At 73.2% G+C, this 15,643-nt stretch carries 18 protein-coding genes; 1 reads left to right on the top strand and 17 read right to left on the bottom strand.

Features of this window, described 5'->3' with window-relative positions:
* Positions 1-18: 18 nt before the first annotated feature.
* Positions 19-768, top strand: coding sequence for an SDR family NAD(P)-dependent oxidoreductase (locus ACGF5O_RS32385; RefSeq protein WP_393813499.1), 750 nt, complete (start codon positions 19-21; stop codon positions 766-768).
* An 18-nt stretch (positions 769-786) separates the two neighbouring features.
* Here the strand turns inward: ACGF5O_RS32385 and ACGF5O_RS32380 are convergent, their stop codons facing one another.
* The 17 genes from ACGF5O_RS32380 to ACGF5O_RS32300 all read right to left on the bottom strand — a co-directional run bounded on the left by ACGF5O_RS32380 (position 787) and on the right by ACGF5O_RS32300 (position 15,591).
* Entirely contained in the window at positions 787-1,842 is a 1,056-nt protein-coding gene (locus ACGF5O_RS32380) for an MBL fold metallo-hydrolase (protein WP_393813436.1), read from the bottom strand.
* Positions 1,839-3,422, bottom strand: a complete 1,584-nt coding sequence (locus ACGF5O_RS32375; RefSeq protein WP_393813435.1) for a class I adenylate-forming enzyme family protein — start codon at positions 3,420-3,422, stop codon at positions 1,839-1,841. Before ACGF5O_RS32375 ends, ACGF5O_RS32380 begins: the two co-directional genes overlap by 4 nt.
* Before the next feature lie 63 nt (positions 3,423-3,485).
* Positions 3,486-3,806: an EthD family reductase gene (locus ACGF5O_RS32370; protein ID WP_393813434.1), complete on the bottom strand. Its 321-nt coding sequence runs from the start codon at positions 3,804-3,806 to the stop codon at positions 3,486-3,488.
* A gap of 28 nt (positions 3,807-3,834) precedes the next feature.
* A complete protein-coding gene (locus tag ACGF5O_RS32365) occupies positions 3,835-4,218 on the bottom strand; it encodes a hypothetical protein (RefSeq protein WP_393813433.1) in 384 nt (127 codons plus the stop codon).
* The gene (locus ACGF5O_RS32360; protein ID WP_393813432.1) at positions 4,215-4,565 is read right to left on the bottom strand and encodes a nuclear transport factor 2 family protein; all 351 of its coding nucleotides are present in this window, start codon (positions 4,563-4,565) and stop codon (positions 4,215-4,217) included. Before ACGF5O_RS32360 ends, ACGF5O_RS32365 begins: the two co-directional genes overlap by 4 nt.
* Before the next feature lie 124 nt (positions 4,566-4,689).
* Complete coding sequence (locus ACGF5O_RS32355) at positions 4,690-5,316, bottom strand: TetR/AcrR family transcriptional regulator (RefSeq protein ID WP_362587254.1); 627 nt, start codon at positions 5,314-5,316, stop codon at positions 4,690-4,692.
* Between the two features lie 116 nt (positions 5,317-5,432).
* The gene (locus tag ACGF5O_RS32350; protein ID WP_393813431.1) at positions 5,433-6,221 is read right to left on the bottom strand and encodes an enoyl-CoA hydratase-related protein; all 789 of its coding nucleotides are present in this window, start codon (positions 6,219-6,221) and stop codon (positions 5,433-5,435) included.
* Positions 6,218-6,988 (bottom strand): SDR family NAD(P)-dependent oxidoreductase, encoded by a 771-nt coding sequence (locus tag ACGF5O_RS32345; RefSeq protein WP_393813430.1) that lies wholly within the window; start codon positions 6,986-6,988, stop codon positions 6,218-6,220. The genes ACGF5O_RS32350 and ACGF5O_RS32345 overlap by 4 nt, the downstream gene beginning before the upstream one ends.
* On the bottom strand, positions 6,985-7,761 hold the full coding sequence (locus ACGF5O_RS32340; protein WP_393813429.1) for an SDR family oxidoreductase: 777 nt from the start codon (positions 7,759-7,761) through the stop codon (positions 6,985-6,987). The genes ACGF5O_RS32345 and ACGF5O_RS32340 overlap by 4 nt, the downstream gene beginning before the upstream one ends.
* A complete protein-coding gene (locus tag ACGF5O_RS32335; RefSeq protein ID WP_393813428.1) occupies positions 7,758-8,972 on the bottom strand; it encodes an acyl-CoA dehydrogenase family protein in 1,215 nt (404 codons plus the stop codon). The genes ACGF5O_RS32340 and ACGF5O_RS32335 overlap by 4 nt, the downstream gene beginning before the upstream one ends.
* 12 nt (positions 8,973-8,984) lie before the next feature.
* Entirely contained in the window at positions 8,985-9,956 is a 972-nt protein-coding gene (locus ACGF5O_RS32330; RefSeq protein ID WP_393813427.1) for a phosphotransferase family protein, read from the bottom strand.
* On the bottom strand, positions 9,953-11,164 hold the full coding sequence (locus tag ACGF5O_RS32325; RefSeq protein WP_393813426.1) for an acyl-CoA dehydrogenase family protein: 1,212 nt from the start codon (positions 11,162-11,164) through the stop codon (positions 9,953-9,955). Before ACGF5O_RS32325 ends, ACGF5O_RS32330 begins: the two co-directional genes overlap by 4 nt.
* Before the next feature lie 82 nt (positions 11,165-11,246).
* Positions 11,247-12,395, bottom strand: a complete 1,149-nt coding sequence (locus ACGF5O_RS32320) for a thiolase family protein (protein WP_393813425.1) — start codon at positions 12,393-12,395, stop codon at positions 11,247-11,249.
* On the bottom strand, positions 12,392-12,763 hold the full coding sequence (locus ACGF5O_RS32315) for a Zn-ribbon domain-containing OB-fold protein (RefSeq protein ID WP_393813424.1): 372 nt from the start codon (positions 12,761-12,763) through the stop codon (positions 12,392-12,394). Before ACGF5O_RS32315 ends, ACGF5O_RS32320 begins: the two co-directional genes overlap by 4 nt.
* Positions 12,748-13,536, bottom strand: a complete 789-nt coding sequence (locus ACGF5O_RS32310; protein ID WP_362332501.1) for an enoyl-CoA hydratase/isomerase family protein — start codon at positions 13,534-13,536, stop codon at positions 12,748-12,750. Before ACGF5O_RS32310 ends, ACGF5O_RS32315 begins: the two co-directional genes overlap by 16 nt.
* A 91-nt stretch (positions 13,537-13,627) precedes the next feature.
* Positions 13,628-14,761 carry an acyl-CoA dehydrogenase family protein gene (locus tag ACGF5O_RS32305; RefSeq protein WP_393813423.1) on the bottom strand — a complete coding sequence of 378 codons (1,134 nt, stop codon included), beginning with the start codon at positions 14,759-14,761 and terminating at the stop codon, positions 13,628-13,630.
* A gap of 11 nt (positions 14,762-14,772) precedes the next feature.
* Complete coding sequence (locus ACGF5O_RS32300; RefSeq protein ID WP_393813422.1) at positions 14,773-15,591, bottom strand: SDR family NAD(P)-dependent oxidoreductase; 819 nt, start codon at positions 15,589-15,591, stop codon at positions 14,773-14,775.
* Between the last annotated feature and the right edge of the window lie 52 nt (positions 15,592-15,643).

The raw sequence follows: 15,643 nt of genomic DNA, 5'->3' as shown, positions 1-15,643 counted from the left end.
GAAGGAGGGACAGGCGTGATGGAGGCGAGGCTGGACGGCCGGGTGGCCCTGGTGACCGGCGCGACCGGAGGTATCGGGGACGCCGTCGTACGACGGTTCGCGGCCGAGGGCGCCACCGTGGTGGTGACGGACGTCGACGCGGAGCGCTGCGAGAAGCTGGCCGAGGAGGTCGGGGGCGGTGCCGTCGGGCTCGCGCTGGACGTGACCGACGAGTCGGCCTGGGAGGCGGTCGTGGAGCGGGTGACCGGCCGGCTCGGCTCGCTGTCCGTGCTGGTGAACAACGCCGGGATCGCCGCGATGCGTACCGTCGAGACGGAGACCCAGGAGTCCTGGGACCAGGTCATCGCGGTCACCCAGACCGGTGTCTGGCTCGGCATGAAGCACGCCGGTGCGGCCATCGAGCGGTCCGGCGGCGGCTCGGTCGTCAACGTCGCGTCGATCTTCGGTACGGTCGGCGGCTTCGGCTCCCAGTTCTCGTACCACGCGGCCAAGGGCGCCGTACGCCTGATGACGAAGAACGCCGCGCTGCACTGGGCGCGGCGCGGCGTCCGGGTCAACTCCCTGCATCCCGGCTTCATCGGGACGCCCCGGTCCCGTGAACTGTGGCGGGACACACCGCGGTTGGCCGCGATGCTCGACGGCACACCGCTGGGCCGGCTCGGTACGCCCGAGGAGGTCGCGGCGGCCGTGGCGTTCCTGGCCTCCGACGACGCGAGCTTCATGACCGGCTCGGAGCTGTACGTCGACGGCGGCTGGACGGCACGCTGACCGGCGAGCGCCGTGTGGCTAACCGGCGAGCGCCGTGTACTGGTCGACGCCGTCGGCCGACCGGGTGCGCCGGACGTGACCGCGGGCCGCCAGCACGTCGAGGTGGGCCGCGGTTTCGTTGACCGCGAGCATCTGGTTGAAGGCGTTCAGTTCGGCGAAGGCGACCTTGCGTCGCGTCCACCCCAACTCCCCTGCCACGTCGTGGGCGTTGAGCGTGCGGTCGCCGAGAACCGCCAGCGTCTGGGCGAGCCGGTCGTCGTGGTGGGCGAGCAACTCGCCGACCCGGGCGTGCACACTGTCGCCCACCGGGCCGTGCGCGGGCAGCAGCCGGGCGTCCGAGAGCGTCGTCATCATCCGCAGCGAGTCGAGATAGTCCCCCAACGGCAGCCCCGCCGGGCCCAGTTCGAAGCCGATGGACGGAGTGATGTGCGGCAGGACGTGGTCCCCGGAGAACAGCAGGCCGCGGGCCTGGTCGAGGTAGACCACGTGCCCCCGGGTGTGGCCCGGGGTCGGCACGACCCGCAGACTCGCGTCGCCGAAACGGAGTTCCTCCGCCTCCAGCCAGCGGTCGGGGACGTCCCACACGTCCGGGTCGAAGTCGCCGTGGTCCATCGCGGCCACCCGCTCGGCGAGTTCGCCCGCACCGGCCCGCGCCAGCGTCTCCAGCGAACCGGCCGGCTGCGTCGTACGGAGTGCTCCGAGCAGTTCCAGGCCGGGGCGTTCGCCGGAGCCCAGGTAGACCCGGGAGCCGAGCAGTCTGCGCAGCGCGACGGCCTGGGTGTAGTGGTCGCGGTGGATGTGGGTGACCAGGATGTGGCTGATCTCGCCGAGGTCGTGGCCGAGGCCGGCGAGCGCGTCCTCCAGCGCCGTGCGGGACTCGGGGACCGACCAGCCCCCGTCGATCAGGACCAGCCCCTCCGTCAGGCCTTCCAGCGCGTACACGTTGACCGCGCGCAGTCCGTCGTCGGGCAGCGGCAGCGGGATGCGGTGGACGCCGGGCCGTACGGTCTCGGCGCCCGCCTCCGCCCACCGGCCGCGGTCGAAGCGAGGGGTGCGGGTCGTGGGGGAGGTCATGCGTCTCCTTGCCGGTGCGATGGGCGGTGCGACGGCCCGTGCGACGGGCTGTGGGGGTGCGGGGCCGGCGCCGGGGCGAGCCGGGTGTGCAGTTCGTGTGCGAGCCTGCGGGCTCCGGGACGGTCGAGCTTGCCGACCGTGGTCTGCGGCAACTCGGCGACGGTGAAGGCGAACTCGGGCCACTTGGCCTTGGACAGGCCGGTGCGGTCGAGGTGTGCGGTGATGTCGTCGAGGCCGATGCCGTCGTGGCCGTCCTCCGGGACCACGAGCACGGCCGCCCGTTCGCCGAGCAGCGGGTCCGGCACGGGCACCACGCAGGCTCGGGCGACGCCGGGGTGGGCGGCGACGGCGCGTTCGATCTCGGTGATGTCGAGGTTGCGGCCGCCGCGGATGATGACGTCCTTCTCCCGGCCCATGACGGTGACCGTCCCGTCGTCGCCGGTGACCAGCAGGTCCCCGGTGGGGAAGAAGCCGTCCGGGGTGAGGGCGGGCGGTTCGACCCTGCCGTCGCGGGCGTACCCGACGAACAGGGAGGGGCCGCGCACCTCGGCCCGGCCGGTCGCGCCGGGGCCCAGGACGGTGCCGTCGGCGGCGACCGCGCGCAACTCGGTGCCGGGGAACGGGCGTCCGTCCCGGCCCAGCCGGATCTCCTCCGGGTCGTCGGGCCGCGGGGAGGTGTGCCCGAGGCATTCGGACATGCCGAAGACGCGCAGGATCCGGGTCCCGAGCGAGCGTTCGGCACGGGCGAGGGCGCCGCGGTCCATGGGACCACCGCCGACGGTGATGGAGCGGACGCCTTCGAGGACCCGTGATCCGGCTGCCGCCGAGCCCATCTGGAGTGCCATGGTCGGCACGCACATGGTCCACCGGACGTCGTTCGCGGACATCCGCGTCAGTGCCTCCGCGCGGTCCCATCGTCCGCTCAGGACGAGCGGGCCGCCGAGCATCAGCGCCATGCCCACGCCGAAGCAGTAGGCGGCGGTCGAGGAGAGGGGCACGACGGCGGCCACCGCGTCGCCTTCGCGCAGCCCGTTGATCTCCGCGGTGCGAGCGCACGCGTAGCGCAGGGCGCTCTCGGACTGGACCACTCCCTTGGGCCGTCCGGTGGAGCCGGAGGTGAGGCCGATGAGCGCGCCGCCGGACCAGCGGGAGACATCGCGCGGGCCGCGGCCGACGAGGACCTGCCAGCCGTCGAGCGCCTCGGCCGTCCGCGCACCCGTCATTCCCTCCCGCGTCGGCCATCCCTCGGCCGCGGACGGCTCGGCGACGACGGTGTCGGGACGGATGTCCTCCAGGGCGGCCGCGAACTCGGCCCGGGTGGTGTGCCGGTTGACCAGTGCCAGGACGCCACCGGTCAGCCCCACGGCGAGGGTGGCGGCGACGGTCCGCCAGGAGTTGTCGGCCTGGAGCAGGACGGTCCCGCCGGGCGAGCCGTCGGGTGCGTCGGCTGCCATGGTGTCGGCCAGTTCGGCCGCGCGCGCCAGCAGGTCGCGCGCGCCGTGCCGGCCCGTGTCGTCGACGACGGCTGTGAAGTCGGCCTGCTCCGCGCGTTGCTGGAACTCCCGCACTGTCTGTCGCATCCGCTGCTTCCTCGCCTCTTCGCGCGAAAGGTGGTGGTGGCTGTCCGGCTCCGGCGGGCTCGCTCAGCCCGGGTACATGTCCATCTCGCCGCCCATGACGGCGATGCGCCGGCCCCGCATGTCGCCGACCTGGGCGACCGCGGCCGCCCACTCTGGGCTGTCCAGTGCCTTGCGCAGGTCCTCGGCGGTGTCGAAGGTCAGGACGGAGACCCCGTCCCAGCCCTCCGAGCGCGGTTCGAGGGCCGCGTCGACGTCGGTGTGCCGCCAGGACCGCAGTCCGGGCAGGGTGCGGGTGAGTTCGGCGTGTTCGCCGCGCCACCAGCCGATGAACCGCTCGTGCGTCCACTCGGGCGGCCGGGCGGCCAGCAGGACCAGGTTGTACATCGCGCCCTCCTCGGGTTTCTCGGGCTTCTCAGGTGAACAGCACCTCGGGCGAGCGCCCGATCATCAGCCGCCGCAGCCGCCCGGTCTCGTCCAGCCGGGCGCCGGCCACGAAGGTGGCCTCCGGCACCCCGGCGCGCCGCACCTCGCCGAGGAACAGCTCGTCCCGGCCGACGGTGCCGGCCGTGAGCAGGTGGTGGGTGCGGACGCCCACCTCGCGCTGGGCGAGGTAGCCCGCCATCTCGGCCCGGCCGCCGTGGAAGTCGGTGGCACCGCCGTCCCCGGTCGAGAAGAGGATGGAGAACGCGAAGTCGTCGCTGATCAGGTCCAGGATGCGGTCCGCGTCGGCGCTGTCGAGGATGGCGAACCACCGGGTCAGGAACGCCGCGGTGGACTGTCCGGCCGGGGCGGTCACGGCCGGTCCACCAGGTCGAACTCCGTGGTGAAGAAGGACTGGTAGCGCGCCATCAGCCCGGCCGGCGAGACCTGGACGGCGGAGAGGAACGCCCCCGTGGTCACGCCCTTCTCGACGACGAAGCCGTACGCCGTCTCGACGTCGCCGTCGACCGCGTACCTCTTGATCTCATGGGTACGGTCCACGGCCCGGCGCCCGGCTATGTAGGCGGCGAACTCGTCGCGCGAGGACCCGCTGCGCTCACCCCCGGGCAGGGCGATGAGGAAACGGAATCCGGGCTCCACCAGTTCCAGGGCCTTCTCGGGATCCTGGCCGTCCATGCGGGCCATGTATTCGCGAAGCACCATTGCCGATCGTTCTCCCCTCGGACTTCCTGCGGCAGCGCAGACCTCTCGCCACAACCTGAGTTCAGTTCAGTTTGATCCCAGGACGGCCGCCCCGGCAAGAGGCGGGACGGGACGGACCCGGAATCTATTCGGCGACCATGCGCACCACGCATCCCTCGATCATCTCGCTGATCTCGGCGAGCGGGATCGCCCCGGTCGGCCGGTACCAGCGCCAGACGCTGACGATCATCCCGAGCACGGCCAGGCCGAGGGTGTGGGCGTCGCGCAGCGGGAAGGCGCCCTTGGACATGCCGCGCATCAGCAGGTTCGTCCAGTCCCGCTCGACCATCTGCACCAGCTGGCGGGCCGCGACCCGCTCGGTCTCCTCCCGCCTGGACTTGCGGGGGTTGGCCAGCAGGGACATGTTCGCCTGCAGGATGCGCATCTGGCGGATCTCCTGTTCGGTGACCGCGAAGGCGGAGCGCACCGCCGCGCGCACCTCCTCGACCGGCTCCGTCACGTCCTTCGTGGCCTCGACGAACTGGTCGTGGGAGCGCTGGAGCTCCAGGCGCATGATGGTGAGCAGGCAGTGGGCCTTCGACTCGAAGTAGTGGTAGAGCGCGGTCTGCCCGATGCCGACCCGGTCGGCGACCTCGGACCACTTGGTGCTCTCGTAGCCGTCCTCCCCGAACCGCTCCACCGCGGCCACCAGGATGGCCGCCCGCTTCGACCTGGGCCCCTCCTCCGGATCCACGATCCGCGCCCTTGCCATCGTCTCTCCCTCTGCTCCACGGCCGGTTCCGATCACCGTCCGGTCGTCCGAGAGTAGACCCAAGTTCAGGTTGGCTTCGAATCGACGGGACGCGAAGGTGCGGGCGACCCCGCCCGTCACCGCACTGCCGCACGCGTGAAGTCCGGCCGCCGCCGGCCGAGGAACGCGGCCATGCCCTCCCGCCCCTCCCCCGACACGGCGGTCGCGGCCAGCCGACGGGCCTCCGCGTCGAGCTGTTCGTCCAGCCCGGCCGAGCCCGCGTGGGCGACCAGCCGCCGGGTCACGCCGTACGCCCCGGTGGCGCCGCGGGCCAGCGCCCGCGCGGCTTGCGCGGCCTCCTCCCGGAGCCGCTCCGGCCCGACCACCCTGCTCACCAGCCCCATCTCCAGGGCCTCCGCGGCGGACACCCTCCGGTTGGTCAGCAGCAGGTCCAGTGCCCGCTTGGGGCCGACGAGCCGGGGCAGCAGCCAGCTCACCCCGGCGTCCGGCGAGTACCCGATCGCGGTGTACGCCGCCGTGAAGTGGGCGTCCGCGGCGGCGAACCCGAGGTCGGCGGCCATCGTCAGCCCGAGTCCGGCCCCGGCGACGGCCCCCTGCACGGCCGCCACCAGCGGTGCGTCGAGGCCGGCGAGGATCCGCAGGGCCGCGTGCAGCGCGCCGGTGACATCGGTGAGGTGCCCGGCCAGCCGCTCCGCGGGCAGGGCGCCGAACTCCTTCAGGTCGCCGCCCACGCAGAAGGACGGCCCGCGCCCGGTGAGCAGCACCGCCCGCACCCGCGCCGCCTCGCACTCCCGTGCCGCCGCCAGCAGCCCCCTGGCCGTCGCGAGGTCGATCGCGTTGCCCGAGCCCCGGCACATCTCGACGTGCGCGAGCCCGTCGTCGTCGATCCCGACCGTGACCCTCATCGCGCCGTCCACCCCCCGTCCACGGTGAGCACCTGTCCGGTGCAGTACGACGACGCGTCCGAGGCCAGATAGAGCAGCGCTCCGTCCAGCTCGCCCGGGGCGCCGCCGCGCCCCAGCATCGTGCCGCGCTCCACCCAGCGCCGGGATCGCTCGTCGGCGAACAGTCCGTCCGTCATCTCGGAGCGGAACCAGCCGGGCGCGAGGGCGTTGACCCGCACCCCCGACTCCCCCCACTGCCCGGCCAGTTCACGCGTCAGCCCGAGGAGGCCCGCCTTGGAGGCGGCGTAGGCGGCCCCGCCGAGGGGGGCACCGGCCACGAGCCCGAGCACGGAGGAGACGTTGACGACCGATCTCGTACGGTCCTGATCGCTCCGTGCCTCGGCGAGCAGCCGGGCGAGGTGGAACGGCGCCACGAGGTTGACGGCCAGGACGCCCGCGAAGTCACCGGGGCTCTCGTCCTGCGCGCGTACGGCGCCCGGTGCCCCGGCGTTGTTGACGAGGACGTCGAGCCGGCCGGCGTGCGCGAAGGCGGTCTCCGCGAGCCGGACGCGGTCCGCCTCCCTCGTCACGTCGCAGACGACGGGGTGGATGCGCGGGTCGCCGTCGGCCAGTTCCTTCAGCCTCTCCGGTCGTCTGGCCGCCGCGAACACCGTGGCCCCGGCGGCGGCCAGCACCGTGGCGAAGCGTGCGCCCAGCCCCGACGAGGCCCCGGTGACCACGGCCGTCCGGCCGTCGAGCGAGAACAGGTCCACGCCCGTGCCGGTCACCCCGCCACCCCGATCGGCAGTGCGGTCGCCCCGCCGTCCAGGACGAGCGTCTGGCCGGTCATCCAGGACGAGGCCCCGGACGCGAGGAACAGCGCCGCGTTCGCCACGTCCTCGACCGTCCCCAGCCTGCGCAGGGGCAGCTTCGCGGTGAGGATCGGCTCCCTGGGTTCCCATACGGCCCGCGCCAGTTCGGTCTTGACCAGGCCGGGCGCGATGGCGTTGACCCTGGCCTGCGGGCCCAGTTCGTAGGCGAGTTGCCGGGTGAGATGGAGCATCGCCGCCTTGGTGGCGTTGTACCAGCCGATGTGCGGGTCGACGACCAGCCCGCCGACGGAGGCGATGTTGACGACGGCTCCCCCGTGCTCGCGCATCCACGCCCGCCAGGCGTGCCCGGTCCAGACGACCATGGCGTACTGGTTGACCTCGACCGTCTTGTGCGCGCGTGCCGGGTCGAGGTCGAGCAGGGGGCCCATGTAGGGGTTCGTGGCCGCGTTGTTGACCAGGACGTCGAGCCTGCCGAACCGGCCCACCGTCTCCTCGACGCACCGCTCGGCGTCCTCCGGCCGGCCCGCGTGGGCGACCACCTCGTGCACCTCGCCGTCGCCCTCGACCCGCAGCAGCTCCTCGCGCGCGGCGGCCAGTCCGTCCGGCTTGCGGGCCGCGATCACCACATGGGCGCCCGCCTCCCGGTACGCCTTCGCGATGCCCAGCCCGATCCCCCGGGAGCCGCCGGTGATGACGGCCACCCGTCCGTCGAGTGCTCGCCCGTTCATACCGACTCCTCCGGATACCTGGCCAGTTCGCGCCGGGCCACGGTGCGCAGGTGCACCTCGTCCGGGCCGTCCGCGATCCGCAGCGCCCGTGTGATGGCGTACAGCCGGGCCAGCACGGTGTCGTCGCTGACCCCGGCCGCCCCGTGCGCCTGGACCGCCCGGTCGACCACCCGGTGGGCCACCTCCAGCGCGGCCACCTTGATCGCGGCGACCTCGGTACGGGCGGCCGCGTTGCCCGAGGTGTCCATCAGCCAGGCCGACTTCAGGACCAGCAGGCGCAGTTGCTCGATCTCGATCCGGCTGCGGGCGATCCACTCACGGACGACACCCTGGTCGGCGAGCGGGCCGCCGAAGGCGGTGCGGGTCAGGGTCCGGCGGCACATCAACTCCAGGGCGCGTTCGGCGAATCCGACCGCCCGCATGGCGTAGTGCATACGGCCGGGCCCCAGCCGCCCCTGGGCCAGCGCGAACCCCTCGCCCTCGCCGCCGAGCAGGGCGGACACCGGCACCCGCACGTTCTCGAAGAGCACGTCCCCGTGGCCGCACCGGTCGGTGTAGCCGAACATGGGCAGGTCGCGCAGGACGGTGATCCCGGGGGTGTCGCGCGGGATCAGCAGCATGCTCTGCTGCCGATAAGCGGGTGCGCCGGGATCCGAGACCCCCATCAGGATGATCAGCCGGCAGTCCGGGTCCAGGATCCCGGAGGTGTACCACTTGTGGCCGTCGACGACGTACTCGTCGCCGTCCCGGGTGATCCGGGTGCGGATGTTGCGGGCGTCGGAGCTCGCCACCTCGGGCTCGGTCATGGCGAAGCAGGAGCGGATGCGGGCGGCCAGCAGCGGTCGCAGCCAGCGGTCCTGCTGCTCGGGGGTGCCGTAGAGGGCGAGGAGTTCCATGTTGCCGGTGTCGGGGGCCGAGCAGTTGAACACCTCGGGGCCGATGACGGAGCGTCCGGCCAGCTCGGCGAGCGGGGCGTATTCGAGGTTGGTGAGGCCCGCGCCCCAGTCGCCGTGGGCGAGGAAGAGGTTCCACAGTCCCTCGGCGCGCGCCTTCTCCCGCAGTTGCCGCATCACCGGCGGTAGCCGGTGGGGGTCGCCCGCCTCGGCGAGCTGCCGGTCGTGGACGGGCTCGGCGGGCAGGACGTACTCCGACATGAACGCGGCCATCCGCGAACGGAGTTCCTCGGCCCTCGGCGAGAGTCCGAAATCCATGGTGCGGCTCCTTCAGGACCGTGGGGCGAGGATGTCGGCGGCCGTGCGGATCATCGCCGCGATGGTCGGGGGCAGCCGCTCCTGGTCGGGGTCGTGGTGCTTGCCCTCGCGGTGCCTGCGCAGGTTGTGGCCCATGATCGCGGCCATCTTGGTGCGGGCCAGGGCGCGGAACCAGTCGAGGGCGGGCGGTTCGGGGCGTCCGTCGAGGTAGGCGGCGAGCAGTTCCTCCTCGGTGGGCAGACCGGGGACCGCACGGCCGAGGCGGGGGAAGTTGCGGTGGTCGGTGAAGAGGAGGAACCAGGCGAGGTCGATGCGCGGATCGCCGTACTCCCAGATCTCCCAGTCCACGACGGCCGTCGGCCGGTCGCCCCGGCACAGCACGTTGCCGAGGCGGAAGTCGCCGTGCGTGATGGTGGGCGCCGTGCCGTCGGGGACGCGTGCGGCCAGCGCGTCCAGCAATCCCTCGGAACCGGGGCGCAGTTCGCCCGGAACCGCTCGCATGGTGCGGCTCCACCGCTCCAGCTCCCCCGCCGGATCGAGAGGTTCGCGGCCCGCCGCGCTCGCGGTCCCGTGCAGCTCCCGCAGCACGGCGGCCAGGGCGAGCATGCGGGTCCGGCAGCGTCCGGGATCCAGACGGTGCTCGTCGAGGACCGGCTCGACGGCCTCGCCGTCCGCGAACTCCATGGCGAACCACGCGGGTTCGGTCTCGTCCACGGCCACGACGGCCGGGACGGGCACCGGTGACCCGGCGAGTGCGCGCAGGATCCTCGCCTGCCGGAGCACGTCGTTGCGGCCCACGGCGCGCTGTCCGGGCGGCACCGCCTTCACGACGTACGAGACCTCTCCGGCCGTGACGGAGTAGGTGAGGCCCGAGTGGCCGCCGGGCAGGGTGCGCAGGCCGCCCGGCGGGTCGTGCGGGTGCAGGGCGGCAAGCCGTTCGCGGACCCGCCGTGCGAGTTCGGCCACTTCGGTCGTCGTACTCAACTCCCGCTTCCCTTCGGCTCTTTGGGCAGCCGGAGCACGCGCTCGGCCAGGATGTTGCGCTGGATCTCGTCGCTGCCGCCGGCGATGCGGTAGCCGGGGGCGCCGAGCAGGTGCTCGGTCCAGGCGAACGTGCCCCACTCCCCCGTGTCGGCGGCCAGCCGCGGTCCGAGGAGCTGCTGGACGAGGTCGGTGGTGGCGCGCATGGTCGCGGTGGCGTGCAGCTTGCCGACCGATGCCTCGGCGCCCGGTTCGCGGCCGGCCGCCAGCGCGGCCGTCACCCGGAGTCCGGTGAGCCGCTGGACGAGCGTGCGGACGTAGAGGTCGGCCGCCTGCTGCTGTTCTCCGCCGGTGAGCGGGCGGGGCAGCCGCCGGGCGAGGTCCAGGGCGCGCTCGGCGTTGTCCAGGCCGAGGCCGCCGGAGTCGAGGCGTTCGGCGGCGAGCACGGTGAGGGTGACCCGCCAGCCCTCGCCGACCGGCCCGAGCCGGTCGGTGTCGGGCACGAAGACGTCGTCCAGGTAGACCTCGTTGAAGCTGGAGCCGCCGGTCATCTGCCGGATGGGCCGTACGGTCACGCCCGGCGCGTCCATGCGGACCAGGAGGACCGTGATGCCCGCGTGCTTGGGGGCCTCGGGGTCGGTGCGGCAGACGGCCACGCCCCAGGTGGCGACCCGGGCGCCGGACGTCCACACCTTGTGACCGCGCACCACCCAGCCGTCGCCTTCCCGCACCGCCCGGGTGCGGACCCCGGCCAGGTCGGAACCGGCCTCGGTCTCCGAGAAGAGCTGGCAGGCGAGTTCGTCGGTACGGAGCATGGGGCGCAGCCAGCGCCGCTTCTGTTCGTCCGTGCCCCAGATGCGGATGGCGGGGGCGACGAGGTGCCGGGTGACCGGGAAGACCTCGGTGCGGCGCGGCACGTCGAAGGCGGCCTCTTCGGCGCGGTACAACTGCTCGTAGTGCGAGGGGACTTCACGCCCCCCGAACTCGGGTGGCCAGCCGAGGGCGCCCCAGCCCTGGTCGTACCGGGTGCGCTCCCACTGCCGTGTCAGGTCGGTGTGGGCGCGCTCCTCGGCCTCGGTCCAGTTCTCGAAGACCGCCACCGAGTCGTCGCCGCGGCCCCAGTCCTGGTGCGCGGCCCGCTCCTTCGCCACGCCGGCCAGCCAGTTCCGGGCCTCGGCGCGGAACTCCGCCGGCTCGGGAATGCCGCTCATGCTCCTCCGACCTCCCTTCTTCTCCTCGATGCGTCGTTGCGTCTCGTTGCGTCTCGTTGCGTCCTGTTGCGTCTCGACGCGCTCAGCGGGTCAGCACGGTGCAGGCGCTGACGCCCGGCGCCCCGTACACGTGGGTGAAGCCGGCCGCCGGACCACCCGGCACCTGGCGCTCGCCGGCCCGGCCGCGCAACTGCTGGACTATCTCGTGGACCTGGCGCAGCCCGGAGGCGCCGACGGGTTCGCCGTTGGCGATGCAGCCGCCGTCGGTGTTGACCGGCAGCGAGCCGCCGATCCCGGTCGCGCCGAACGGGATGAGCGACTCCTGTTCGCCGTGCGCGCAGAACCCGCACTCGGCGAGGTGCATCACCTCGGCGCCGCTCTCGGTGTCCTGGAGCTGGCACACGTCGATGTCCCCGGGGCCCAACCCTGCTTCCTCGAAGGCGTGTCGCGCGGCGTCCGCGCTCACGCCGGTCGGGGTCCCCGGCGGCGCCCAGGGGCTGAACACCTCGAAGGAGCCGAACCGGCGGGTCCGTACGACGGCCGCCCGCAGCGTGACCGGGGCACCGCCGAGCTCGCGGGCCACGGCGCGGCTGCACAGGACCAGCGCGACCGCGCCCTGACCCGGCGAGCAGAACATGTACCGGGTCAGCGGGTCGTTGACCATGCCGGACGCGAGGATCTCGTCGGCGTCGAGCGGCTTGCGGCGCCACGCGTGCGGGTTGCGCGCGCCGTTGGCGTACGCCTTCTCGGCGACCAGGGCGAGGGTGCGGGGGCTGATGCCGTGGTCGTACATGTACCGCTGGATCTTCATCGCGAAGAACTGCGTGGTGACCATCAGCCCGTCACGCCCGTAGGCCTCGTCGAGCCCCCAGTCGGCGGGCCGCGGGGCGAAGGCGCCGCGCGGGTGCTTGTCGAAGCCGACGGCGAGGGCGACGTCCGCCGCTCCCGACCGGATGGCGTGGACGGCGGACACCAGCGCGCTGCCGCCGGTGGCGCAGCCGTTGCGGACGTTGGTGAACGGCACCCCGGTCAGGCCGAGTTCGGCGACCAGGGTGTCGGCGTTGCCGGCCGCGTCGCTGCCGCCGTACGCGGCCCGTACCCGTGACCACGGCAGTCCGGCGTCCTGGAGAGCGGCGCGCACGGCTTGCACGGCAAGTTCCCGGCCGCTCGCCTCCGTCCGGGCGAAGGAGGTGATCCCGGCACCGCAGACGAGCACGTCCTCGCCGCTCATACGACGGCTCCCGTGGCCCTCGGCACGCCGTCGCCCGCGGTGACGGTGACCGGCATGCCGATCTCCGCGTCCTCGGGCCGGATGTCCAGGGCGGCCAGTACCCGTACGCCTTCGGGGAGTTCGACGTATCCGACGGTGAACGGCGAGAACCCGGCGGCGGGCGGGGCGTACGGCGGCGACTTGGGCGCGTACCGCTGCACGGTCCAGGTCCACAGCGTGCCCGTGGCGGAGAGCACGACCGGCTCGGCCGGTCCCCCGCAGCGGGGGCACCCGGGTCGGGGCGGGTAGGCGGCCACCGCGCAGTCGGCGCACCGGGAGCCGCGCAGCCGGCTCCCGGTCTCCGCCGCGGGGCTCAGCGGCCCTTCCACTGCGGTTCCCGCTTCTCCAGGAAGGCCGCCACGCCCTCCGCCGCGTCCTCGGAGTTGAGCATCACGCCGACGGCGAGGTGTTCCATGACCATCAGGGACTGGATGTCCGCGTCGAGACTCCGGTCGATGGTCATCTTGGTGATCCACATGGTGAACGGGCTCTTGTCGACGAGCTGGTCGGCGAACTCCTCGACGGTGGCGTCGAGTTTGTCGGCGGGCGCCGAGGAATTGATGAGCCCGAACCCGGCGGCCTCGACCCCGGTGAGCAGCTTGCCGGTGAGCATGAGCTCCTTGGTCTTGCGGACGCCGATCATGCGCGGCACGCGGTAGATCGGTCCCGCGCCGCCGAACAGGGCGCGCCGGATGTGGAAGTCGCCGATCAGGGCGTCGTCCGCGGCGATCGCGAAGTCGCAGGAGATCATCAGCTCGAAGCCGCCGGCGGTGACATGCCCTTCGAGGACGGCGATCGACGGGGTCTTCATCGAGTACAGCCGGTCGCAGACCTTGGCCGACAGCACGGCGACGTCGATCGCGTTGGACCTGCCGACGAAGTCGGCCTTGAGGCTGTCCAGGTCGAACCCGGAGCAGAAGGTGTTGCCGCGCCCGCGCAGCACCAGCACGCGCAGTTCGGGGTCCGCGTCGACCTCGGTGATGATCTCGTCGAGGCGGTTGAGGATCGGCACGGTCACGCAGTTCTTCTTGTGCGGGCGGTTCAGCCAGACCCGCGCCACCTGCCCGTCGCGCTCGAACTGGATCTCGTCTTCGACTGCCATGAGTCTCCTCCAACTGAACTGAATTGAGTTCGATTCTGGGGGCGGTAGATGCCCCTGTCAATGGTCGGGAAGATCGACGACCGACGGGTGGTCAGTCGCCGCGGCCGACGAGGCCGAGCAGGCCGGCCAGGCGCAGGGCATGGTCGTCACCCGTGCCGAAAAGCGCCTCGTCGGCTCTGGCGCGGCGCACGTAGAGGTGGGCCGGGTGTTCCCAGGTGAAGCCGATTCCGCCGTGGAGCTGCACGTATTCGGCAGTGGCCAGGCGATAGGCACGGGTGCAGGCGACCGCCGCGGCAGTCGCGGCCACGGGCAGCTCCGGCCGTCGCGCGGCCAGGCAGGCACTCGCGTACGACGACGCGGAACGGGCCCCCTCGACCGCGACCAGGAGGTCGGCCAGCCGGTGTTTGACCGCCTGGAAGGATCCGACTGCCCTACCGAACTGAGTTCGGTGGGACACGTAGTCCAGGGTGGCGTCCAGCGCGTGGGCGCTGCCGCCCACGTGCTCGGCGGCCAGTGCCACCCGTCCGGCGTCCAGCACGGCGGCGGCGATCTCCGGAACCTGCCCCGGCTCGCCGACCGGCTCGGCCGCGGCTCCCGTGAAGCGGACCAGCGCCTGGCGCCGGGTGGGGTCGAGGACGCGGCGCGCCGTACGGCGGCAGGTCGCGGCGTCGGGCGCGCAGGCGAACAGCCGCTCCCCGTCCGGGGCACGGGCGGCGACCAGCAGCAGGTCGGCTCCCTCGCCGTCGGGCACGAAGTCCGCCTCGCCGCGCAGCACCCAGCCGTCGGGGCCGCGCTCGGCCGTGACCCGGGCCGGGTGCAGCAGGCCGGCGACGGTCGCGGTGCGGGCTCCGGAGGCGATGCCCGGCAGCCAGCGTTCGCAGGCCCGCCGGTCGCCGCCGGCCAGCAGGGCCTCCCCGGCCAGCACGACGGCCGGCAGCAGCGGCACGGGACACAGCACGCGTCCCGTCTCCTCCAGGGCGACGGCGAGTTCGGCGAAGGTGTAACCGGCGCCGCCGTACTCCTCGGGAACGGCGAGGCCGTGCACGCCGATCTCACCGGCGAGCCGGTCCCACAGCGCCCGGTCGAATCCGCGCGGGCCCGCGGCCTGCCGGCGGACCTGCTCGGGCCCGCAGGAGCCGGTCAGCACATCCCGCAGAACCGCGCGCAGTTGGCGCTGCTCCTCGGTCTCCAGCAGCAGCTCGGGATCGACGTCGAGCCGGACCATCCGGACCTCCCTCACACCGTGAACCGTCCGCCGTTGGCCAGCAGGACCGCGCCCACGAGATTCGCCGCGTCCTCACTCGCCAGAAACAGGGCGATGTCGGCGATCTCCTCCGGCGTGGCGTAGGGCCGGACCCGTGGATCGGCGAAGCCGCGCCGCAGCGCCGCGGGCGTGCGCGCCGCCATGCCCGTCTCCGTCGGTCCCGGCGCCACCGTGTTGACGCGGACGCCGAACGCGATCGCCTCCTTGGCGACGGCCTGGCTCAGCGCGTGCGCACCGGCCTTCGACGCCGCGTAGTGCGGATAGCCGGCCAGCGTGTCGAAGGCCGAGGAGGAGCCGACGGTGACGACCGCCCCGGATCCGCGGGGCGCCATGACGCGCAGCGCGGCGCGCAGCACGTGGAAGGTGCCGTCGAGGTTGACCCGCAGCACCCGCCGCCACGCGTCGTCGCCCAGTCTCGTGGTCACCTCGGGCGGCCGGCCGTCGAGCAGCGCGTCGGCGATCCACTCCTTGGCGGCGGGATCGTCCACACCGGCCGCGTGCACCACCACGTCCAGGCGTCCGTGCGCCGCCGTCGCGTCCGTGACGGCCCGGTCGACCTGTGCGCGGTCCGCGACGTCCACGGTCAGCGCCTGGGCGCCGGGCAGTTCCTCCGCCACGGCCGCGACGGCGGTGCCGTCGATGTCGGCCGCGAAGACCTCCGCGCCCTGCTCCGCGAGCCGCCGGGCGGCCGCCGCGCCGATACCGGAACCCGCACCGGTGACCAGAGCGACGCGACCGCCGAAACGGCCCGCCCTCCCGTCACCGCGTCCGTCACCGCGTCCGTCATCCATAGCGGTCACCTCTTCCTCCGCTCACCTCACCCTTACTGAACTGACTTCATTT

The sequence above is a fragment of the Streptomyces sp. NPDC048291 genome (assembly GCF_043201715.1).
Taxonomy (GTDB): domain Bacteria; phylum Actinomycetota; class Actinomycetes; order Streptomycetales; family Streptomycetaceae; genus Streptomyces.
This window is presented reverse-complemented; position numbering and strand designations above follow the sequence as displayed.